This is a genomic window from Dakarella massiliensis (assembly GCF_001182045.1).
In the GTDB taxonomy this organism is placed as follows: domain Bacteria; phylum Pseudomonadota; class Gammaproteobacteria; order Burkholderiales; family Burkholderiaceae_F; genus Mesosutterella; species Mesosutterella massiliensis.
In genome coordinates this window covers 480,105-502,990 of sequence record NZ_CVTY01000005.1, presented here as the reverse complement: position 1 = coordinate 502,990, position 22,886 = coordinate 480,105, and the positions used below count along the sequence as shown (strand labels likewise).

The window sequence follows — 22,886 nt, the reverse complement described above, 5'->3', positions numbered from 1 at the left end:
CTTGCATGTGTAAGGCATGCCGCCAGCGTTCAATCTGAGCCAGGATCAAACTCTTGAGTTCAATCACTGCTATTACTTCATTTGCTTCAGTTTCCTGAAGCGTCGCGCTCAAAATTATCGACTGGTATTTCTCAGAAGCTTTCGCTTCTGCATCATTCCATTCGTCTTTTCAAGCACCTGATTTTTTATGAGTTGAAACTCGATCAAAATCAGATGCCCACGCTTATCGGTTCGTTATTGTGTTTTTAAAGAACGTCGCTGTTGAACAGCGAGATTGGTATTTTACGAATTTTCATTCTCTTGTCAAGCCTCAGTTTTGAGGTTTTTTAGGAGAATAAAAAAACCGCTCTTAACCCTGAGCGGTTATCTGCTACTGGTTGCGGGGGCAGGATTTGAACCTACGACCTTCGGGTTATGAGCCCGACGAGCTACCGAGCTGCTCCACCCCGCGGTAACCAAATGCATCAAACAGGTATCATTATACATATGCTAATCGAATTGTCAAGAAAAAATCAGGTCGAATATTTTTATGACAGCTCAATCCCGTATTCCCCATTTCTGCGCGATGTGCGGAAATCCTCTTATAGAAGCCATTCCTGAGGGAGAAAACCGCCCCCGGGCAGTTTGCCCCAGGTGCGGCCATATTCATTATGTGAATCCTCTTCCGGTATGCGGAACCATTCCCGTCTGGGAGGATAAGGTGCTTCTGTGTCTGAGAGCCATCGAACCACGGAGAAATTACTGGACCCTCCCGGGAGGATACCTGGAAAGCAATGAATCCTCTTTTGACGGCGCCTTCCGCGAAAATGAAGAAGAAGCCTGCGCCCGGGTACTGCCCCGGATGCTATTTACCGTAATAGATGTTCCTTTCGCGGATCAGATTCATTTCTTCTATCTCTCTGATCTGAATTCCCCGGACTTTGCCCCGGGACCTGAATCTCTTGAATGCCGTCTCTTTAAAGAAGAAGATATCCCCTGGGATCAGATTGCCTTCCCGACGATCACCCGTACACTGCGATTCTTCTTCGATGACAGGCGTACGGGACTCTTCAGGACGCATCACATCATCCTCAGAAAACCTTAACTTCTCCAACACTGGTCGGGACACATGGCTGACGAACATATCAAGCGAATCATTTTCAAGGAGTACACGACCCCGCCGAACCCCTGCTCTTATTACGAAGACTCAAGAGACATGATGATGGCGATTGAGCACCCCGTATCCTGCACGTCCTCAGAGCTCTATAACCATCTAGCTCTCCATGGCTGCCGCCGTCAGGGAACGATCATTTATAAAACCTGCTGTCCTCAGTGCCGTGACTGCATTTCCAGCCGGGTTCCCGCCGATGAATTCCGGCCTAACCGTACCATGAGGAAACTGCTGAAGCGGAACAGTGATCTCACGCTGATCCCTATTCGGGACCCCAAACCGACCTCCGAGTACTACGACCTCTATCAGAGATATGAAGCATCCCGGCACGTCGGCTCCATGATGACGGACTACAGCTACGGTGAATTCATGGAAGCCCTCTTCGAAACCAATGTGAATACCATTCTTCTTGAAACCCGCCTAGGGCGTGAACTCGTTTCACTCGCCATTGTCGATCTGTTTACCCATGGCGTCTCCGCGGTCTACACATTCTTTTCCCCTGACTACCCTGCCCGCAGCCTCGGTACTTTTTCAATCCTGAAGCAGATCGGTCTTGCCCGTGCCCGCGGTGCTCATCAGTACCTGTATCTCGGCTACTGGCTCTACGAACTGCCTCAGATGGACTACAAACGCCTCTTCAAACCCTTCCAGGTGTTCTGGGACAGCAGGTGGCAACTGCTCGAGGACTGCGAGGGCGAAATCCGTGAATCACGCGATCGATCCCGTGAACTTGCCGCCTGTCCGAGAACAACCTTGTCCGTAAGTATCTAAAATAAAGCTGACTTTTTTGATCCGATAAAAATTACCCTATGCTCTACGACCTCGCTCGATCAGTTCTTTTCCGCCTGTCCCCTGAAACCGCCCACGCGGTGATCATGAATAACATTGACTGGGCCGTGCCTTTCGGACTGATCAAACTGGTGACTCACATTCCAAAGGATGATCCCGCCACCGTCATGGGACTGCGCTTCCCTAACGCCATCGGGCTTGCCGCCGGCATGGATAAAACCGGCTCCCATGTGAGCTCTCTCGGAGGCATGAGTTTCGGTCATATTGAGGTCGGAACAATCACGCCCCGTCCCCAGGCTGGAAATCCCAAGCCCCGCTGCTGGCGTGTCATCCCCGCCAAGGGCGTGATCAATCACATGGGATTCAATAACTGCGGCGCCGATCAGGCCATTAAAAACCTGAAGAGTGCTGATGCCTTCCGGCTTCGGGGCGGCATCCTGGGTATCAATATCGGCAAACAGAATTCCTCACCGCTTTCCGGCGCTCTCGCTGACTACCAGGAGTGCATGGATAAGCTCTATCCGCTTGCGGATTACCTGGCAATCGATATTTCCTGCCCGAATACGCCGGAACTCACGAAACTGCAGGGAGAGGATGAACTCGGACCTCTGCTGAAGGGGATCGCAGATAAGAGAAAGGAACTCGCGGACCGCACCGGCCGCCTCGTTCCGATTACCGTAAAGATCAGCCCGGATCTGGATGATGACGCTATCCGCCGCGCGGCTGATCAGTTCGTGGAGTACGGGATGGACGCTGTCACAGCCACCAACACCACACTCGCCCGGGACAACATCAAAGGTCTTCCGAATGCAGATCAGGTCGGCGGTCTCTCCGGACGTCCGCTCTTCGAGCGTTCAACCGCGGTGGTGCGCGTTCTCTCCGACCACCTGAAGGGAACACTGCCGATTATTGCCTCAGGCGGCGTTATGTCCTCTGAGGATGCTGTGGCAAAAATGGAGGCCGGGGCGAGCCTTGTTCAGCTTTACACGGGCTTTATTTACTCCGGTCCCGCTCTTATCGCTTCCGCCGCCGAAGCGATCGCTGAATGGCGCCATAGCCACAAAGCCTAAATTAGGGCAGTTACCCGATTAAAGGCTCTGCCCCTGCCAATTAAGGGGCAGAGCTTTTTATATATCCCCGTGCTTGCGGTAATGCGATCGGGTTCCGTCAAATTGGCAAACATGAACCCCTGTTTTATTATTTGATCCCGTTAAAACAATCTCGGCACGCAGACACTCTGAAGCCGACACCCGCAGCCCGGCCGGTCTTTTCCTCCTGTCCAACCCAAAAGGCCGCAGCCTGCTCAGGATTTAAATTCCATGACCCCAATACCTTCTCGTCCGACATTTTGGAACGTGCCTGTCTCCGGACAGGTTCTGATTTATGTTCTCGGCATACTGTCTGTTCTGCTCTGTGCCTGGGGAATCGTCAAAGCGGTGAAATTCATCCGCTCAGGTGCCGCCGCGCAGCTGAAAAAAGACGTTCCGGAACGGATGCGCAGACTATGGACCGAAGGCTTCGTGCAGAAACGGATCGTTCGCACACCTGTCGGAAAAGCGCATTTCGCGCTTTTCTGGGGATTCATCTTCCTTTTCTTCGGTACATCGCTCGCCACGATTGACTGGGACATCACCCGTCTGCTCTTCGGCTTCCGGATCCTTCAGGGAGACTTCTACCTCTTCTACAAACTGATCCTCGACTTTGCCGGACTTGCGACACTCGCGGGCCTCGGGGTCGCCGTCTGGTCCCGCTGGATCAAAAAGGGTGTGTCTCTTGAAGCCTCTCCCCGTTTCGCGATGCTGATCGGGTCTCTCGCCCTCATCATCATTACGGGCTTCTTCCTTGAAGCGCTCCGCCTTGCCGCACAGAAACCGGCCTGGGCCGGCTGGTCCTTTGTGGGCAACTTCATCGCTACAACGCTCTTCTCCGGTATCTCTGCCGAAAAGCTGGAAACCGCGCATCTGATCCTCTGGTGGATTCACGGCATTGGTTCCCTCGCTTTCATTGCGTCGATCCCACTTAACTTCTTCTCTCATATGTTCAAGACCCCCTGGAACATCTTTGAGCAGAAGCTCGAACCAATGGGTGCCGCTCCGAAGATCGACAACATTGAGGAACAGGAAACCTTTGGCATTTCCCAGATGAAGCAGTTCACCTGGAAAGACCGTCTGGACTTTGCTTCCTGCACGGAGTGCGCCCGCTGCTCCGCTGTCTGCCCGGCAGTCAAAATGGGAACCCCGCTTGATCCGAAGAACGTTGTGCTGAAGCTTCAGCACGCGTTTGCGAACGGCGGTGAAAATGAACCGACGGAAAAATTCATTTCTGAGGACGAACTCTGGGCCTGCACCACCTGCGGCGCCTGCACCAATGCCTGTCCTTCCCGCATCAATCTTCCGGATGCCATCGTGAAGATGCGCACCCACTATGCGCTTGAAGAAGGCAAGTTCCCCCCGGGAGTCGCGAAGACCCTGCAGAACATCGCATCGGTCGGCAACCCGTGGGGCATGGATCCGGATTCGCGGCTCGACTGGGCCGAGGGCCTGGATCTTCCGATCATGGATCCGGATCGTCCTGTCGACATTCTTTACTGGGTCGGCTGCTCAGCCTCCTTTGATAAGCGGTCCCAGAAAATCGCCCGCTCGATGGTGAAGATTCTGAAAGCCTCCGGTCTGAGCTTTGGCGTCATGGCTGAAGAGCGGTGCCACGCGGATTTCGCCCGCCGTCTCGGCGAGGAGTACCTCTTCCAGACCGCGGCTGCTGAAAATATCGCCAATCTTTCCCAGTACAAGTTTGGCAAGATCCTCTGCGCCTGCCCTCACTGCTTCAATACTCTGGAAAATGAATATCCTGAGTTTGAAGGCGGTAAGTTCGAAGTGATTTCTCACGTTGAGCTGATCCGGAATCTCATCCGTGACGGCAAACTTCCTAATCTGAGCGAAAACGATATTGCGACGACCTACCAGGACCCGTGCTATCTCAGCCGCTATAACGGTCTCTCGTCAGAGCCCCGCGAAATTCTCTCTGCGATGAAGACAGACATGCATGAGCCGCTGTTCTGCAAGGAGAACACCAATTGCTGCGGCGCCGGCGGCGGTCAGTTCTGGTCGGATGGCAGCAAGACTCAGCGCGTCAATGTGATCCGCTTCAATGAGCTGAAGGACACCGGCGCGAAGCAGCTCGCGACTGCCTGCCCCTTCTGCCTCTCGATGATGGAGTCTGCCAAGGCCAAAGAGAAGGATGAGACGATTCAGGTGAAGGACATTGCCGAAATCGTGGCGGAGCACCTCGCCTGATTGCTTCCTCTTCCGCCCATAAAAAAACCGCCTTCGGGCGGTTTTTTTATGACTTCTGAAAAAGCGTTACATGAGGTTATAGGAAAGCTTGGCCGCTCCGCCCTTAACGCCCAGCTGACGCTCATACCAGTCACGCATGCGCTTCATATCGGTAATGCGGTTATTGTTGCTGGTCGAATTCAGAACCACCATCAGGACGCGGTTGCCGCCGACCTCGGTCTGCAGCATCATGCAGTGACCCGCGGCACCGGTGTACCCGGTCTTCTGCATGCCGATATCCCAGGCCCCCTCACGGATCAGGCGGTTCGTCGAGCGGACCTGGATCAGACCGCCGCGCGTGGAGTACCTCAGCTGCTGAGAGGTGGAATACTCACGGATCTTCGGATAACGATAGGCTTCCGCCGCGATACGCGTAATCTCGCGGGCCGTCGTCCGGTTGTTGGCAGAAAGCCCTGTCGGCTCTTCAAAGTGCGTGTGCTTCAGCCCCAGCTCGCGGGCAGTTTCGTTCATTTTCTCAACAAATGCCGGAATACCGCCGGGGTAAGAGCGGGCCAGAAGATGAATGGCCCGGTTATCAGATCCGGTAAGACCGATGTGAAGCAGATCGTCGCGCGTAAAGGTCATCCCAATACGGAGGCGCGAGAAAGAGGAGGACGGAAGATGATAGTCCTCGCTCTGAACCGTAAAGGCTTCATTCATCGGCAGATTCGCGCGCATGATAACCAGAGCGGACATCAGTTTCGTGAGCGATGCGACAGGAAGCTGCGCGTCCGCGTTCTTCTCGAAAAGAACCCGGCCGTTATCCTGATTGAACATGAAAGCACTGGCCGCCGTCAGATTCAGATTGGCGGGGGAAGGTGCCTGGCGAAGCTGCTGAGCGAGTTTCTGATCTTCGGGAATGACGACCGGAGCGGCCTGACGCGGGATCGATGCCTTCACTACTCCGGATGGCGCAAGCTGCCGGTGAACACGGCGTCCCGTGGCTTTGGCCCTGGATACCACCTTCTTTTTGGCAGCCGGTTTCTGAACCTTTTTACCCTTCGCCTTTGCTATCGCATGCACCACAGGATCTTTGGCGGCTGTTTTTGCGGAAGCCACGCCTTGTCCGGCCAGGACAAAACAGGCCATCGTCACGCTAAAAACGATTATTTTCAGGGCAAAGGACATAGGAGCCTCTGTTTCAGGATACAAACCACTTGATCAGAATAACGATATGCCGCCAAAGGCTTATCCAGCCTAGCGTAGAACGCATACCTCGCCTTTTGATGGTACATGGGATTGGCACCCCTTGCAATTAGTGCGAACGCATGCGAACAAAATTGCATAAACGAAAATGTAACTAAATTAATTTTTAAAGTTATTCCGAATCAAGTGTTTGCGGCATAAACTCAATATTTAATTGAATTCCAAATTTTTTGTAACCGTTTAACAGAAACCGGGATCGGAGTCCTCAGCTGCTGTGCGAAAAGCGAAACGCGAAGCTCCTGCAGCTGCCAGAAGAAGTCTTCAAGCCGGGGTTCCTTCTGTCCCCGGAGCTCCGCTATACGGCGGAAGCATGGGACCTCAAGCTGATGAATTTCTGAGGTTTTCTCCGCATCCCGGGCGGGCGAATCCCTGAATTTTTCCAGCCTCATCACAATGGCCGCAATATAGCGCGGGTAGTTCGAAAACGCTTTTGCAGGCACGGTCACCAGGAAGTGTTTCGGGAAAAGCTGTCCGAGCTGCTCCTCGACATCTTCCCGCAGTTCCCTTTGCCCCTTATAGCCATTCAGAAGCTTCGGAATCCTCACCGCTTCCCGCATCAGATCCTCAAAAGTCCGTGCCAGATCCTGCGCGACGAGTGAGAGACGTCCCTTGGTATCCTCAAGCCGGCTGTAAAAATCCTGGCGGTTCTTCGGCAGAGGATCCGCAAGAGCGGTACGCTCGAGGGCGCCGTCAATCACCTGCGTCTTCAGATCCTCGAAGTTATCGAAGCTTCTTGAAATCTGCGGCACTGCGGCGCTCTGCATCAGAGCGCTCTGCAGACTGCGGAGATTCTTATCGATAAATCGGACCTGCTCGCGCAGCTGAATTCTGAACAGACGGCGAAGCCCGTCCCTGTGAACGGAAGCCGCTTTCTGAGGATCATCAAACACTTCAAGCGACACCGTGTCGCCATGATCCACCAAAGCGGGAATACCGATCAGGGTCTGCCCCTTCCGGTGAATTTCCATCAATTCAGGCAATTCATCAAAGGACCAGGTCGTAATGGAATCTTCAAGTTCATCCACCACTTTGGCGTCATGGTCGGCGAGGCCCTGGAAGGTTTCGCGCGCCTTGGCGCCGAGATTGGAGCGGAGCTTTGCGAGGCTGCGATCCATATCAAGCTGTCTGCCGTGCTCATCGATCACTTTGTAATTCATGAAGAGATGAGGCGCGAGCTGCTCCAGCTTGAAGTCGCGCTGCTCGCAGATCGTGCTCTTTTCCTCCCGGAGATCCCGGATCAGAACATCGAGCAGATGTTCCTCCGGCACCTCGCCGATCCCGTAACGCTCAAAAAATCCTTCGGCATACTCCGGAATCGGAATGCAGTTGCGGCGGAGTCTCGGCGGAAGGCTCTTCACGAGCGCCCGGATCTTCTCCTTCAGCATGCCGGGAACGAGCCACTCGCAGCGTCTCTCGTCCACCTGATTCAGCGCGAAAAGCGGCACGACGAGTGTGACGCCGTCTCTCGGGCTGCCCGGGTCGAAATAGTAATTCAGCGCCATTGATATGCCGGCCATCGTAATGGTCTTCGGGTACATATCAAGCGTGATGCCCTGTGCGCTGTGACGCATCAGGTCATCGCGGCTGAGCCAGAGAAGCTTCGGATTGGCAGCTTCCGCGTCCTTCCTCCACGCTTCAAGCGACGCCGCATCACACACTTCATCCCCAAGCTTCCCGTCATAGAAAGCGAAGATATCCTCATCATCCACCAGCACGTCGGGCCGACGGCTCTTCTGCTCGAGATCGCGGATCTCATGAATCAGCGTCTGGTTATGCTGGAAGAACGGCGCCTGGGAATCAAACTCTCCCTCAACCAGCGCTTCGCGGATAAAGATCTCGCGGGACAGTTTCGGGTCATGCTTCGCATAGGACACCGTGCGGCCTCCATAGACCGGGAGTCCATAGAGAGTGCCTTTTTCAAGCGCTACCACTTCACCGCGCTTCTTTTCCCAATGCGGTTCAGTCCAGCTTTTCTTGATAAGGTGAGCGCCGATCCGCTCAATCCACTCAGGCGTCACATCCGCGACACAGCGGGCAAACAGCCGGGACGTTTCCACGATTTCAGCCGCCACAATCCAGGGACCGCATTTCTTCGCCCGGGGAGACCCCGGCCAGATCCAGAACCGGATACCGCGGGCTCCCATATAAGGAGGCGCCCGGAAATCAGCGTCAACCCGCCTCATACCGACCGAGCCGAGAAGACCAGTGAGGAGTGAGCAGTGCACCTGCTCAAAAGTTGCCGGAGCAGTGTTAATCCGCCACCCCAGACCCTTCACCATATCGAGCAGCTGATTCACGACGTCATGCCACTCATGCAGGCGGCGGGGTGACAGGAACTGACGCTTCATCTGATCCTGGAATCTTCGGTTTGATTCCTTATCCCGATACGCCTTCTCGACATAGTTCCAGAGCTTCACGTAGGAGAGGAAGTCACTCTTCGTGTCAGAGAGTTTCCGGTGGGCTTCGTCAGCCGCGGCGGCCTGTTCCGGCGGACGCTCACGCGGATCCTGAACCGAAAGCCCTGCCGCGATAATGAGCACCTCAGCGAGGGCATCATTTTCACTGGCCGCGAGGAGCATCCGGGAGAGCTTCGGATCCACCGGAAGCTGGGACAGCGTCCGGCCAATCTTCGTGAGACCTCCCCTGTCATCCACGCAGTTCAGTTCGGAGAGAATCGCGTAGCCATCTGAAATCGCGCGGGCAGGCGGCGCCTGCACAAAGGGGAAATCCTTCACATCACCGAGACCGAGTGACTTCATGCGCAAAATCACCGCGGCTAGATTGCTACGCATGATTTCCGGATCGGTATAGGCCGGCCGGCGGGCAAAATCTGTTTCGCTGTACAGCCGGATGCAGATACCGTCAGCCACACGGCCGCATCGGCCGCTTCGCTGATTGGCTGCCGCTTGTGAGATCGGTTCAATCAGCAGCTGCTCCACCTTATTGCGGTAGGAATAACGCTTCACGCGGGCAAGACCAGTATCAACCACGTAGCGGATTCCGGGCACCGTGATCGAGGTTTCCGCCACATTGGTCGCGAGAACAATACGGCGTTTTCCGCCGCTCTTAAACACCCGCTCCTGCTGCTCAGCAGGGAGCCTCGCGTAAAGCGGAAGAATATCAACACGGCTCTGGGGATCATTTTTCCTCAGCGTCTCAGCAGCCTCGCGGATTTCCCGCTCACCCGGCAGGAAAACGAGAATGTCGCCGCGGCCTGCCATTTCGAGCTCATCCACGGCGTCCGAGATCGCTCCCATGAGCGTTTTATCGTCGTTTGAGTCATCATCCTCAATCGCTCGGTACCGGACCTCAACCGGATACGTGCGGCCAGACACCTGAATGATCGGAGCGGGGTGATCCTCATCGCGGCCGAAATGCTTCGCGAACCGCTCCGTATCAATCGTGGCTGAGGTAATGATCACCTTCAGATCGCGGCGCTTCGCGAGAAGCCGCTTCAGATAGCCGAGCAGGAAGTCAATATTGATTGAACGCTCGTGGGCTTCATCGATAATCAGCGTGTCATAAGCCCGCAGCAGCGGATCGGTCTGTGTCTCAGCGAGCAGAATACCGTCCGTCATCAGTTTCACCGTGATGCCGGATGTCGTATGGTCAGAGAACCGGACCTTGTAGCCCACGACCGTGCCGAGGTCCGTATGCAGTTCTTCCGCGATGCGCTTCGCAACAGAGCTTGCCGCGATACGGCGCGGCTGCGTGTGGCCAATAAGCCCTGCTGTGCCGCGGCCCGCCATCATGCAGAGTTTCGGGAGCTGCGTGGTTTTTCCTGAACCGGTTTCGCCGGCCACGATCACCACCTGATTCTCCCGGATCGCCTTGACGATTTCATCCGCGCGGGCGGAAACCGGAAGCCCCTCCATCAGCTCAAAAGGAGGGACCGGATTCCTGACCGGCATCTGAACGGGCCTGGCGGCATCCGTCCTCCGATCGGCATGGCGGTGATGCTGCTTCGGTTTTTTGGGATGTGCGTCCTGCTTCGGCTCCGGATGGGACGGCTTCCCGGCATCTTTCGTCTGGGATTTCGCCTGAGGCTTCTGCTGCTGCGGCTTCCGGGACGGTGTCTGAGACTTTTCCTGAGTGTTCTTTAATTTCGGGAACCGGATGCCCTCTCTGGGCTCTTCTTTCTGAGGAGGCACCGGAGACACCCCGGCACGGCCTGCCTGATCCGGTTTCGGACCAGACGCCTTCCATTCAGACCGGACCGCCTGATCCCGGCTTTCTTCCGCGCGCGCCCGTTTTGCTTCACGCGCGTCGGGCAATACCGGTTTTGCCGGCTCTGTATGGGCGGCTTTCACCGTGGGACGGGACACAGGAGTCTTATAGAGAGATGAGGCTTTTTTCTCAGACTTCTGAGGAACCGGGGTAACAGCGGTTTCGGACTCTGTTCTGAGTCTGGCCAGAGCCCCGAGGCCAGAGGCGCCTTCCTTCGGGAATAAAGGCTTCGCTCCCGCAGGCACCGAAGCTGAACGCTTTTTTCTGGCCTTGAAAGGATGCAGCGGATCGAAATCTGCCTTCGCTGCTTCATTCCCCTTTTCCTTGCCGCTGCTACTTCTTTCCGTAAGGAGAGAGGCGAGATCCGACAGACTTTTTCCCGTGTTTTCCAGTTTCATAAATAAGAGGCTCTGAAAGCCTTAAGCGTTAATTCGGAGTATGTCAAAATTATAGGAGTCACTTCTCTGCCTCTGCCGGCTCAGCCCTGGCACCCGGTCGGGAAGAACAGAACAAAAAGAGTAAAGTGTCTGCCGGCAGCGTTGAGGAAGGCCTCACGGTTCTGCCGCACCTAACGAAAAGGATCCCAACTCATGGCACGCATGGTGAAATGCATCAAACTCGGCAAGGAACTCGAAGGACTTGACTTCCCTCCGATTCCCGGCGAACTCGGAAAGAAGATCTGGCTGAATGTTTCCAAAGAAGCCTGGCAGAGCTGGCAGCAGCTCCAGACCATGATGGTAAATGAGTACCAGCTCAATCTGTCGGATCCCAACGTCCGCAAGCACCTGCTGAACCAGTGTGACAAGTACTTCTTCGGCGACGGCGTCGGCACCGAGGCTGTGCCGAACTATGTGCCTCCGACTGAGGAAAAGTAAACCTGATCGGTTTCACAGTGAAAAAGGCGGAAGCATTGCTTCCGCCTTTTCTGTTACCGGCTCATGGAACTCCGCGGCAATCAGAGCGCGGCGCTTTCCTTCACGCCGTCCGCCGTGGCGAGCAGCAGCACATCAGCCCCCCGCCGCGCGAAGAGACCAACCGTCACAACGCCGGGGATCTGATTGATCTTCTCCTCAAGCGCGACGGGATCCGTGATCTGAAGACCGGAAACATCCAGAATCTTGCAGCCATTATCCGTCGTGAAGTCACGAAGCTTCGGCTCGCCGCCCAGCGCTTTCAGCTGACGGCTCACAACACCCACCGCCATCGGAATCACTTCAACCGGCAGAGGGAACCTGCCGAGCACCGGCACAAGCTTGCTTTCATCGGCAATGCAGACGTAAGTACGCGCGAGCGAGGCAAGAAGCTTTTCCCGCGTCAGCGCTCCGCCGCCGCCCTTCACCATGTGGAAGCCGGAATCGATCTCGTCGGCACCGTCCACATAGACCTCGATCTCATCCACTTCATTCGGATCAAGCACCTTGAAGCCGAGGCGCTCCAGGTGTTCGGTCGAACGGACCGAGCTCGAGACACAGGCCGGAACCTTCTTGCCGGAGGCGGCCAGCGCGTCGATGAAGAAATCAACGGTAGAACCTGTACCAACGCCGAGAATCCGGCCTTCCTGAACAAAAGACACCGCGCGCTCCGCAGCAGCCTTCTTCAGCTCATTCTGATTCATAGGAAATATCGCTTTTTTTGTTGGGGGATGTATTGCTGGTTCTCATTTTAATAGTCAAGGCCTTAAACTTTTAGGCGAACCCGCATTAAAGCGATATCCGGCACGGAAGACGCGGCGGCTCTGGGTGCCGGCGCAGGTATAAGGAGACAGGGAAATCGGGCGGACCTGAAATCCCAGATGAACAGATGAAAGTCCTCGCAACGCGAAAAGATGAGAGCCTATTTCAGGGGCTTTCACGCACGGAAGAAATTTCACCGGGCAATTTCGGCTTCTACGCGACATGGATCGCGCTCGCCGTGATTCTTTCGGTTTTCGTTATTTCCGCTCTCTATATCTCGCATATCTACCGCACAAATGAGCGGAATGATATTGCCCAGTCCGCGGAGCTGCTCGCGGAAACCGTTGACGCCCGTCTGTCGACGACGAGCGAGGCGGTTTCCCGCTACTCCTTCAGCATCTTTCACCACCCGAACTGGCGTCTTTCCACCCGTGCCCAGGGGCTGGCCAGACGCCTGATGGAGTCCCGCCCCGAGATTGTTGAAATCAGTCTCGTGAAGGATGAGACTGTTCTCACCTCGTACGCTTCAGGATTTGCGTTCGAGGCCCTCAGCCTCCCCGCGGGCCAGAAGCTCGCGATGCAGGACACACTGGAAACCCTGAAGCGCGCCCACGACAGTGAGACCGCGCTCTTCTCGAATCCCTATTTCTATAAGGGGAACTCAACCCCCTATATCAATCTCATTGTTCCGTCGACCAATAATGAAGCCATCATCGCGCGCATTTCGCTCGCGGGCTTCATGCATCAGGTAACACCGAGCTCGCTCCTTGACCGGGCTTCTCTGTCACTCAAAGTGAACGGGAAGAAATTCATTTCCACTTCCTCCGTCGCTCAGACGACTGAGGAGTCGTTTGACATTCTCCTCCCGCCGCTTCCGCCCGCGGTGACACTCTCTGTTTCCCCCTTCAACCGCCCCTTCCTTTTCACCAAGGATCTGTCAACGCTCTCCATTCTCGGGCTTGGCACCGCGCTGCTTGTGGCGTTTCTGGGTCTCGCCGGGTTCCAGATCCGTCAGCGCCGGACATCCCGGCATCTTCTCGCGGAGTCCGTGATCCGCCGCGCGATGTCTGAAAGCATCGCTTCCGGCCTCCGGGTTACCGACATGCGGGGAATGATCGTTTATGTGAACCGCGCCTTCCGGGATCTCTTCCGCCTCGGAAATAAGCAGATCGCTGGAGAAATGCCCCCCTACAGCTACTGGTCAGAGCACGAACGGGACGAGTATCTGAAGCTCGCGCGTGATGTGACAGACGGCGAAAATCTCCGCCGGCAGTTTGAGACCACGGTCACCCGTCCTGACGGCACAACCTTCATTGCGTCGATCGAACTCAACCCGCTCACCGATGACAGCGGGAACCAGATTGGCTGGCTTGAAATGGTCTCCGATATCACGGAGGCGAAGAAGATCGCGGACGAGCTCGCGCGCGGCCGCGAACGCATCACCAAGGTGCTCGACTCGATTGACTCCGCTGTGAGCGTCCTTGGGAAACGGAACGGCGAAACGATTCTTCTCTACACGAATCCGACGTATCACAACCTCTGGGGAGACGATCCGTCGCCGCACCAGAAACTGGTGTCCGAAATTCCCAATAAGGATGCCTCATCCGGCACTCTCACCGGCATCATTCACTATCTTCCTGAAGACAAGTGGTTTGATGTCCGTGAGCGTGAACTCGTCTGGACAGACGGTCTCACGGCAGAGCTGCAGATTGCCACCGATATCACCGAACGACGGAAAAATGAGGAACTCGTCGCACAGCAGGAAAAGAAGGCTGAACTCTCGTCCCGCCTGATCACAATGGGCGAAATGGCGAGTTCGCTCGCACACGAACTGAATCAGCCGCTCGGCGCCATCACGAACTACGCGTCCGCCGCTCTCACGCTCATGCAGATGGGGAAACTTTCCGAAAGCGACTGCGCCCAGGCCTTTAACAAAGTGTCCAATCAGGCCGAGCGGGCAGCGGCGATTATCAAGCGGATCCGTTCATTCGCGAAGCGTACCGCGCCTGAAATGACACCCACGCCGGTTCAGAAACTGATTGATGAAACGATGGAGCTCGCGCTGATTCAGGCGAAAAAGCGTGACGCCACGGTGAAGCTTGATATTTCTCCTGAAGTGAGCAGCGTCGTGTGCGACGCCGTGATGATCGAGCAGCTGCTTCTCAATCTGCTGAAGAACGCCATGGAAGCCGCGGAACCCTGCGAGAATCATGAAATCACGCTCACCGTGAAGCCAATTGAGTCCGAGCATCAGGTAGCATTCGAGATTTCTGACCACGGCCCGGGCATTCCGGCTGACGTGAAGGCGAAGCTCTTCGAACCGTTCTTCTCCACGAAGGCAGAAGGAATGGGCATTGGCCTCAACATCTGCCGCTCCATCGCAGAAATGCATCAGGGGCGGCTCCGCGTCGAGGACAATCCGGGCGGCGGCACAATCTTCATCCTGACACTGCCGGCCTATACGGAAGGCGCCGCCTTCCAGGCGTAAGTCAGGAGCTTTTCCACAGAACTAGGGTTATAGTTATTTAATGGGCACGATTATTGATTATTCAGGCCCGGGACACCGCAAGGAGTGAGGACATCAGATGACGGTTTTTTCTAATACATCGACTCAGGATACCAAGGGTACCGTTTACGTCGTGGATGACGACGACGCCATCCGCGACTCTCTTCGCTGGCTGCTCGAAGCAAACGATTATAAGGTCGAGCTTTATGACAGCGGCGAATCCTTCATCGCGAAGTATGATCCGAACGCGATTGCAGTTCTGGTGCTTGACGTCCGCATGCCGGGCATGAGCGGCCTTGAGGTCCAGGAGCATCTCCTTGCGAGAAAAGCCGATCTGCCGATCATCTTCATTACCGGCCACGGCGACGTCCCGATGGCGGTCCGCGCTCTGAAGAAAGGCGCGGTCGACTTTATTGAGAAGCCCTTCCAGCAGGCAGCCCTGAAGGCTCAGGTGGAGCACATGCTGAATGAAGCGCGCGAACGCCGGATGAAGAATGAGCGTCAGAGCCTGAACGAGGCGCTGCTCGCGAAGCTCACGCCGCGCGAGCAGCAGGTGCTGGAACGCATCGTTGCCGGCCGTCTCAATAAGCAGATCGCCGATGACCTTGGCATTTCAATCAAGACGGTTGAAGCTCACCGCGCGAGCATCATGGATAAGACAAATTCTGGTACCGTTGCGGATCTTATGCGTGTCGTGATGGACACGTCGCAGCCGGCCAAATTCCTCGATGGATCCCAGGCCGCCAAGTAAACCGCACATTACCGAACAGACAGAGAACGAATGACAGCAAAACTGATTGACGGCAAGGCGCTCGCCGCAAAAATCCGCGCCGATATGAAGGTAAAGGTTGCCCAGCTCGAAGCTGAGCACGGCTACCGCCCGGGGCTCGCAGTCGTCCTCGTGGGCGAAAATCCGGCGAGCCAGGTCTATGTCCGCAATAAGATCAAGGCCTGTGAAGAAGCCGGCATCCGCTCGATTGAAAAGCGTCTTCCGGAAAGCACCTCCGAGGAAGAGCTTCTTAACCTCGTGCGCAGCCTGAATGAAGACCCGTCGGTCGACGGCATTCTCGTGCAGCTCCCGCTCCCGAAGCACATCTCGGATCTGAAGGTCATCGACACGATCAGCCCCGATAAGGATGTCGACGGTTTCCATGTGAACAGCGCCGGACGCCTTCTCGTCGGCCGTCCCGGTTTCCGTCCCTGCACGCCGGCCGGCATTGCCGAAATGCTCGACTCGATCGGTTTCGACTGCACAGGCAAGCGCGCCGTCGTGGTCGGCCGCAGCAATATCGTCGGCAAGCCCATGGCGCTGATGCTCCTTGAACGGAACGCCACCGTGACAATCGCTCACAGCCGCACGAAGGATCTCCCGGCGGTATGCCGTGAAGCTGACCTCCTCGTTGTCGCTGTCGGCCGCGCGAAACTGGTGACTGCTGACTACGTGAAGGAAGGCGCTGTCGTGATCGACGTCGGTATGGACCGCGACGAAAACGGCAAGCTCTGCGGCGATGTGAATACTGAATCCGTCCTCGAAAAGGCCTCCTACGTCACCCCCGTTCCGGGCGGTGTCGGCCCGATGACGATCGCGATGCTCCTGACGAACACCGTGAGCGCCGCCTTGGGTAAATTCGGGAAGTCGCTAAACTAATCATCAAGCATTCACGAGGAAAAAAGCTTCCCGCGTCTGTTGCCGGAAGCTTTTTTCTTTTTACAGCTATTCAATTTAGGAAAAAGTATTTGCCTATGTCGCAGAATCCCCTTCTTAATCTTGACGGTCTTATTGATTTCGCGGCGATCCGCCCTGAACACGTCGCGCCGGCTATCCGCGAGCTGATTGCTGAAGCGCAGAAGACGCTTGACGCCGTGACAAAGCCTGAGGTTCCCGCGGATTTTGACTCGGTCGCCGAGACCCTCACCACGGCGACGCTCCGTCTCTCCCGCGCCTGGGGTGCCGTGAGCCACCTGATGTCCGTGAACGACAGCGAGGCGCTCCGCAACGTCTTTAACGAGATGCTCCCCGAGGTTACGCAGTTCTGGATCGGACTCTCCCAGAATGAGAGCCTGTACGGAAAGTACAAGGCGATGCATGACGCCTCCGGGTTTGAGTCCCTGACACCTGTCCGCCAGAAGATCATCAATGATGAGCTGCGGGACTTCCGCCTTTCCGGCGCGGAGCTCCCCGAGTCTGATCGCCAGGAAGTGAAGGCGATCAGTGAACGGCTCTCCGCTCTCTCTCAGAAATTCTCTGAAAATCTTCTTGACGCGACGAACGCCTGGACGCTTGATCTCGCGGATGATTCCCGGCTGAAGGGCATTCCCGAAGACGCCCGTCTGCTCTTCCGGGAAACCGCAAAACAGGCCTGCAAGGAAGGCTATCGGATCACGCTGCAGTTCCCCTCCTACATCCCAGTTCTGCAGTATGCGGAAGACCGCTCGCTGCGCGAGGAAGCCTATCGGGCTTTCTCTACCCGCGCTTCCGAACTCGGCCCCGATAAGTTCGATAACACGCCGGTGATCCGTGAAACGCTTGAGCTCAGAAAGAAGCTCGCGTCTCTCCTCGGCTTCCGTAACTACGCGGAATATTCTCTCGCGACAAAGATGGCTGAGACCCCCGAACAGGTGGTCGGATTCCTGCGCGATCTGAATAAGAAGAGCCGCCCCTATGCGCTGAAGGATATGGAGGAGCTGCGGGAATTTGCCGCCAAGGAACTCGGTATCGAATCGCTTCAGCCCTGGGACATCAGCTTTGCCGCGGAGAAACTCCGTCAGGCGCGCTACGCGTTTTCGGATGAGGAAGTGAAGCACTACTTCACGCAGGACGCGGTCTTCAAGGGACTCTTCCATCTGGTCGAAACGCTCTACGGCATTCATATCCGTGAGGATCACGCGAGCGTCTGGGATCCGGATGTGAAGTTCTTCCGGATTGAAGATAAGGATGGCAAACTGATCGCCCAGCTCTACTTCGATCTCTATGCCCGTCCCACGAAACGGGGCGGTGCCTGGATGGACGGCGACAGAACCCGCCGCCTCTATAAGGGCAAGCTCGATACGCCGGTTTCCTATCAGGTCTGCAACTTCACGAAACCTGCTCCCGGGAAGACCGCCACGATGACGCATGACGAGGTGCAGACGCTCTTCCACGAGTTCGGCCACGGTCTCCATCATCTCCTCACCCGGGTCGATGAGGCTGAGGTCTCCGGCATCTCCGGTGTTGAATGGGATGCGGTGGAAATGCCCTCGCAGTTCATGGAAAACTTCTGCTGGGACTGGTCTGTCGTTGAATCCATTTCGAAGCATGACGTGACGGGTGAACCGCTCCCCCGCGCGCTCTTCGACAAGATGGTGGCCGCGAAGAACTTCGAATCCGGCATGGCGATGGTGCGCCAGCTTGAATTTGCGCTCTTCGACATGCTTCTCCACATGGACTTTTATCCGGAGCATGACAGCGTGCTGCATCTGCTCACCGAAGTCCGCAAGGAAGTCTGCGTGATCCCGGTGATCCCCGAGAATCGCTTCCCGATGAGCTTCTCGCACATCTTTGCAGGCGGCTACGCGGCTGGCTACTACAGCTACAAGTGGGCTGAAGTGCTTTCCGCGGACGCTTTCTCGCTCTTCGAGGAAAACGGTGTTGTCAGTCCTGAAATCGGCAAGAAGTGGCTTGACGAAGTGATTTCCCGCGGCGGTTCCCGTCCTGCGATGGAAAGCTTCGTTGCCTTCCGCGGACGTAAGCCCACGGTGGATGCCCTGCTTCGCCACTCCGGCATGAGTGAAGACAAATGAAAATCGCGACCTGGAACGTCAACTCCCTGCGCATCCGGCTGCCGCACGTCCTGCAGTTTCTGAAGGACGAGCAGTGCGACGTGATCGGGCTACAGGAAACCAAACTCGATGACGACAAGTTCCCCGAAGCTGAAATCCGGGAACTTGGCTACAGCTGCCTCTTCTCGGGGCATAAGGGCTATAACGGCGTCGCGATCCTGACCCGGGACGGATCAGCTGCGGTGTCCGACGTCTCATTTGGAGTTCCGGGGTATCCGGATCCTCAGAGGCGTCTCGCCGCGGCGACCATTACGGCACAGTCAGGAGCGTCGTTCCGGTTCGTCTGCGGTTATTTTCCGAACGGTCAGGCACCGGGCGCGGCGAAGTATCTCTATAAGCTTGAGTGGTTCTGCGCGCTCAGGTCCGCGCTTGAGGCGCGCCTCCACACGGACTCGAACCTTATCCTGGTGGGCGACATGAATGTGGCGCCGACTGACGCGGACATCTGGGATCCGGAAGGCTGGAAGGGGCACATCCTCGTCTCTGACGCGGAGCGTGACGCATTCAACTCCCTCATTGCCCTGGGACTCACGGACGCGTTCAGAAAAGCCCCGGTCACGGAAGGGGACTGGAGCTGGTGGGATTACCGCAATAACGCCCTGCTCCGTGATCAGGGAGCGCGGATTGACCATACGCTCGTCAGCGAAGCGCTTGCAGGTAAGATCAAATCCGTGAAAATCCGGCGCTTCTACCGGGAGCTGCCGCAGCCTTCCGACCACGCTCCGGTGGTGCTGGAACTCAGTCTCTGAGTCTTTCAGGGCTGAAAATTCTTCAGAGTGCGGGCTCGGAGCTGCCCGCACCCGCCCTCCACATCCTGAGCCGCGGAAACGCGGATTTTGGCAACACCCCCCCGGGACCGGAGGATTTCCGCAAGCTCCAGACACCTTTCCTTCTCGGGCCGGACAAAGTCCGATCCCTCCACCCGATTCACCGGGATGAAGTTCAGCATCGCGTTTTTCCCTTCAAGAAGAGAGGCGAGTTTCTCTATCTCATCCTTCCCGTCATTCACGCCGCGGATCAGCACCCACTCATACTGAACCGGGTACTTCACCGCGTCCGAATACGCCTGGGCGCGGCTGATGATTTCTGTGACGGAAAGCGCTCCGGGCTTCGCGATCAGATGCCTGCGCTTCTCATCAATCGCTGAGTGAAGCGATACCGCGAGCCCCGGCCGGACATCCGTTGGCTTCAGGCTGAGCAGCGCATCAAATATCCTCGGATCTCCAACTGTGGAAATGACAAGGCTCTTATGCCCGAAGTCCCCGTAAGTGCCGAGAAACTGGACCGCCTCCAGAACCGCCCGGAGATTGTGGGACGGCTCCCCCATCCCCATAAAATCCACTTTCCGGATGCCGGGATTGATCCGGCGGGCTGCGGCCACCTGAGCCGCGATCTCAGCGCTTCCAAGCTGCCGGATGAGTCCCGAGCGTCCCGTCATGCAGAACGCACAGCCCACCGCGCATCCGACCTGTGTCGACACGCAGACACCGTCCTTCGGGAGAACGACCGTTTCCACGGTCTCTCCGTCCCGAAGCTTCATCAGAAGTTTTTCTGATCTGCCGTCACCGCCCCCGCTTCGCCGCGCGGGCACTACAAGCGAGTCAAGATACCGCCTGAGGTCCGGCAGCGCTGCCCTCACGGGTTCCGGAAACCGGAGATCATCCTCCGCCGGCCACGCGGCCCGCCCAAGCCAGGCTCGCGCAATGCCTCTCAGATGCTGCTCCTTCGCTCTGAGCGACCGCAGCTTCTCTGTTACATCACTCAGGCGCGGGGCGCCGTCATTCGCTATGAACTCCATGGAGCAGTTTTCCTGATTGGGCAAAGGCGTCATTTTAAAGCCTCCCGGCTTTCCGTTTCTCATCCTCACGCATGGACAGGTATCGTCCGGCGATTAAAATGCATCTACTTATCCAACATTTGGCCCGGCCGTATCTCCATGAATAATCTTGCTGTACTGATCCTCACAAAGAATGAAGAAAAGAACATTGCGGAAACCATACAGAGCGCCAGGCAATGTACGGACGAAGTGATTCTGATCGACAGCGGCAGTACAGACCGGACAGTGGAAATCGCGGAAAAAGCCGGTGCCCGGGTGGTCTACCGGGCCTGGACAAATGACTTTTCCGCTCAGCGGAACTTCGGCCTCTCGGCAACCGACGCGACGTGGGTGCTTTACCTCGACGCGGATGAGCATCTGACACCGGAACTCGCCTCCGCGATCCGCCGCGCCACGGAGCCTGGCGCTCAGCCCGCCGCGTATCGCATGCTCAGACTCTGCTGCGCCTTCGGAAAAACATTCCGCCACGGCGTGATCGGCCCCAACTGGGTAACGAGACTCTTTCCGAGAACGGATGTGACCTGGGTGAACCAGGTTCATGAGCATCCCGAGTGCAGCCTTCAGGAAAAAACCCTTCCCGGCTACATGGAGCACTACACATATGCCGACTGGAGCTCCTGGGAGCGGAAGATGAGTCTCTACTCAACGCTCTGGGCGGAGAACGCTTACCGTCAGGGCCGCAGAACATCGCTTGGCGGTATCTTCGGGCACAGCGCGGGCAGCTTCTTCAAAATGCTGATCCTGAAGCTCGGGTTCCTTGACGGCGCTCTTGGAACCTACCTCTGTTTCCTCAACTTTTCCTACACGATGATGAAATACCTGAAGCTGCACGAGCTTCAGCGCACCGCGGCGGATAAAAAATAAGCCTGAGAAAATCTCTCAGGCTCTGCAGGATCTTTACTCTTCCATCCGCAGTTCTTTGATCTTCCGCGTGATGGTGTTCCGACCCATGCCAAGCCGGGCCGCCGCGTCGATTCTGCGGCCGGATGTCTTTTCAAGCGCGGCCTCAATCACCGTCCGCTCAAACTGATTCCGGAGCGACTCCATGATGTCAGGAGCGCCGCGGTCGAGCATATCGGACACGGTCTGCGAAAGCGCGTCCTTCCAGTCAGAAAGCGCCCCCATATGTCCTTCCGGAAGCGCCGCGTCTTTCCCGGCTTCCCAGTTTCTCACTTCCTCAGGAAGATCCTCCGCTCTCACATTCTGAGAGGGTGCCATGACCGTAATCCAGCGGCAGACGTTTTCGAGCTGACGCACGTTTCCCGGGAAGGGATAGCGGGTCAGCGCTTCCATTGCGTCTGGTTCAAGCCTCTTCACCTCAACCCCAAGCTCCTTCGCGGTCCGGATCAGAAAGTGGTGAGCGAGAAGCGGGATATCCTCAGATCGCTCTTTAAGCGACGGGAGCCGGATCCGGATCACATTAAGCCTGTGGAACAGATCCTCACGGAACTTCCCCTCCGCCACGCGGCGCTCGAGATTCTGATTCGTCGCTGCGATGATCCGCACATCGGCGTGAAGCGGCTGATGACCTCCCACCCGATAGAAATTTCCGTCAGAGAGCACCCGGAGAAGCCTCGTCTGAAGCTCCATCGGCATATCGCCGATTTCATCAAGGAACAGCGTGCCGCCGTCAGCCTGCTCAAACCGGCCGCTTCGGGTCGCTAGAGCTCCGGTGAAAGCGCCCCGCTCGTGGCCGAAGAGTTCAGACTCCATCAGCTCCCGGGGAATTGCCGCCATGTTGAGCGCAATAAAGGGAGCCTTGCTTCTCGGGCTGCTGCGGTGCAGAGCCCGGGCCACGACTTCCTTGCCGGCGCCGGATTCTCCTGTAATAAGGACCGTCATGCTGGAGTGAGACAGTCTGCCAATCGCGCGGAAGACATCCTGCATCACCGGAGCTTTCCCGATCAGCTCCAGCGTTCCGTGTCCCTCTTCCTCATTTTCCTCAGCCTCATCAGCGGCAGCCGATGGCTCCTGATCCGCCATCGCGCGCTGCACAAGCTGGACCGCTTTATTGATATCAAAGGGCTTCGGCAGGTATTCAAAGGCCCCCTTCTGGAAAGCGGACACCGCGCTTTCCAGATCGGAAAACGCCGTGGTGATGATCACGGGAAGCTTCGGATACTTTTCCTTGATGCGCGTGAGAAGGTCGATCCCATTGGGTCCCGGCATCCGGATATCGGAGATCAGCACACCAGGGCAGTCATTCTGAAGGGCGGTCCAGGCGGCGTTTCCATCAGAAAAAGACCGGCAGGTGAACCCGGCCTTTGTCAGCACCTTTTCCAGAACCCAGCGGATCGAGCGGTCATCATCCACAATCCAGACTTCATTCATGAACTTTTCTCCTTAA

General features: G+C 56.5%; 16 protein-coding genes and 1 tRNA gene. 11 read left to right on the top strand and 6 right to left on the bottom strand.

All coding sequences use genetic code 11. The annotated features are described in order from the left end of the window. Positions 1-374 precede the first annotated feature (374 nt). Positions 375-451: transfer RNA gene (locus tag BN1936_RS03980), tRNA-Met, on the bottom strand. 78 nt (positions 452-529) lie between these two features. On the opposite strand from BN1936_RS03980, the gene BN1936_RS03975 reads away from it, so the two are divergent. The 4 genes from BN1936_RS03975 (at position 530) to BN1936_RS03960 (ending at position 5,232) form a co-directional block, all read left to right on the top strand. Next, positions 530-1,084: an NUDIX hydrolase gene (locus BN1936_RS03975; RefSeq protein ID WP_049686660.1), complete on the top strand. Its 555-nt coding sequence runs from the start codon at positions 530-532 to the stop codon at positions 1,082-1,084. A gap of 24 nt (positions 1,085-1,108) precedes the next feature. Beyond that, entirely contained in the window at positions 1,109-1,921 is an 813-nt protein-coding gene (locus tag BN1936_RS03970; protein WP_022443844.1) for an arginyltransferase, read from the top strand. 38 nt (positions 1,922-1,959) lie between these two features. Further along, positions 1,960-3,009: a quinone-dependent dihydroorotate dehydrogenase gene (locus BN1936_RS03965; protein WP_049686659.1), complete on the top strand. Its 1,050-nt coding sequence runs from the start codon at positions 1,960-1,962 to the stop codon at positions 3,007-3,009. 249 nt (positions 3,010-3,258) lie between these two features. Continuing rightward, positions 3,259-5,232 (top strand): (Fe-S)-binding protein, encoded by a 1,974-nt coding sequence (locus BN1936_RS03960; protein ID WP_022443842.1) that lies wholly within the window; start codon positions 3,259-3,261, stop codon positions 5,230-5,232. A 66-nt stretch (positions 5,233-5,298) separates the two neighbouring features. On the opposite strand, the gene BN1936_RS03955 is transcribed toward BN1936_RS03960, so the two are convergent. Together BN1936_RS03955 and hrpA are read right to left on the bottom strand one after the other, a co-directional pair. Continuing rightward, positions 5,299-6,330, bottom strand: coding sequence for a D-alanyl-D-alanine carboxypeptidase family protein (locus BN1936_RS03955; RefSeq protein ID WP_157274773.1), 1,032 nt, complete (start codon positions 6,328-6,330; stop codon positions 5,299-5,301). A 290-nt stretch (positions 6,331-6,620) separates the two neighbouring features. Then, positions 6,621-11,102, bottom strand: a complete 4,482-nt coding sequence (hrpA, locus tag BN1936_RS03950; RefSeq protein ID WP_082164445.1) for an ATP-dependent RNA helicase HrpA — start codon at positions 11,100-11,102, stop codon at positions 6,621-6,623. 192 nt (positions 11,103-11,294) lie between these two features. Here hrpA and BN1936_RS03945 point away from each other — a divergent pair, with 192 nt between their 5' ends. After that, the gene (locus BN1936_RS03945) at positions 11,295-11,579 is read left to right on the top strand and encodes an oxidative damage protection protein (protein ID WP_022443839.1); all 285 of its coding nucleotides are present in this window, start codon (positions 11,295-11,297) and stop codon (positions 11,577-11,579) included. 80 nt (positions 11,580-11,659) lie between these two features. On the opposite strand, the gene rpiA is transcribed toward BN1936_RS03945, so the two are convergent. Next, positions 11,660-12,319: a ribose-5-phosphate isomerase RpiA gene (gene rpiA / locus BN1936_RS03940; RefSeq protein ID WP_049686657.1), complete on the bottom strand. Its 660-nt coding sequence runs from the start codon at positions 12,317-12,319 to the stop codon at positions 11,660-11,662. A gap of 185 nt (positions 12,320-12,504) precedes the next feature. Here rpiA and BN1936_RS03935 point away from each other — a divergent pair, with 185 nt between their 5' ends. From BN1936_RS03935 to xth, 5 genes are all read left to right on the top strand, one after another. Continuing rightward, a complete protein-coding gene (locus tag BN1936_RS03935; RefSeq protein ID WP_049686656.1) occupies positions 12,505-14,865 on the top strand; it encodes a PAS domain-containing sensor histidine kinase in 2,361 nt (786 codons plus the stop codon). Between the two features lie 97 nt (positions 14,866-14,962). After that, entirely contained in the window at positions 14,963-15,634 is a 672-nt protein-coding gene (locus tag BN1936_RS03930; protein WP_022443836.1) for a response regulator transcription factor, read from the top strand. Between the two features lie 30 nt (positions 15,635-15,664). Then, positions 15,665-16,531: a bifunctional methylenetetrahydrofolate dehydrogenase/methenyltetrahydrofolate cyclohydrolase FolD gene (gene folD, locus BN1936_RS03925; protein ID WP_022443835.1), complete on the top strand. Its 867-nt coding sequence runs from the start codon at positions 15,665-15,667 to the stop codon at positions 16,529-16,531. A 95-nt stretch (positions 16,532-16,626) separates the two neighbouring features. After that, positions 16,627-18,663: a M3 family metallopeptidase gene (locus BN1936_RS03920; protein ID WP_049686655.1), complete on the top strand. Its 2,037-nt coding sequence runs from the start codon at positions 16,627-16,629 to the stop codon at positions 18,661-18,663. Beyond that, positions 18,660-19,451, top strand: coding sequence for an exodeoxyribonuclease III (xth, locus tag BN1936_RS03915; protein WP_022443833.1), 792 nt, complete (start codon positions 18,660-18,662; stop codon positions 19,449-19,451). The genes BN1936_RS03920 and xth overlap by 4 nt, the downstream gene beginning before the upstream one ends. A 5-nt stretch (positions 19,452-19,456) precedes the next feature. Here the strand turns inward: xth and BN1936_RS03910 are convergent, their stop codons facing one another. Next, a complete protein-coding gene (locus BN1936_RS03910; RefSeq protein ID WP_232422057.1) occupies positions 19,457-20,533 on the bottom strand; it encodes a radical SAM protein in 1,077 nt (358 codons plus the stop codon). 105 nt (positions 20,534-20,638) lie between these two features. Between BN1936_RS03910 and BN1936_RS03905 the strand changes: the two genes are divergently transcribed. Then, positions 20,639-21,403, top strand: a complete 765-nt coding sequence (locus BN1936_RS03905; RefSeq protein WP_022443831.1) for a glycosyltransferase family 2 protein — start codon at positions 20,639-20,641, stop codon at positions 21,401-21,403. A 33-nt stretch (positions 21,404-21,436) separates the two neighbouring features. Here the strand turns inward: BN1936_RS03905 and ntrC are convergent, their stop codons facing one another. Further along, positions 21,437-22,870 (bottom strand): nitrogen regulation protein NR(I), encoded by a 1,434-nt coding sequence (gene ntrC / locus BN1936_RS03900; RefSeq protein WP_049686653.1) that lies wholly within the window; start codon positions 22,868-22,870, stop codon positions 21,437-21,439. Between the last annotated feature and the right edge of the window lie 16 nt (positions 22,871-22,886).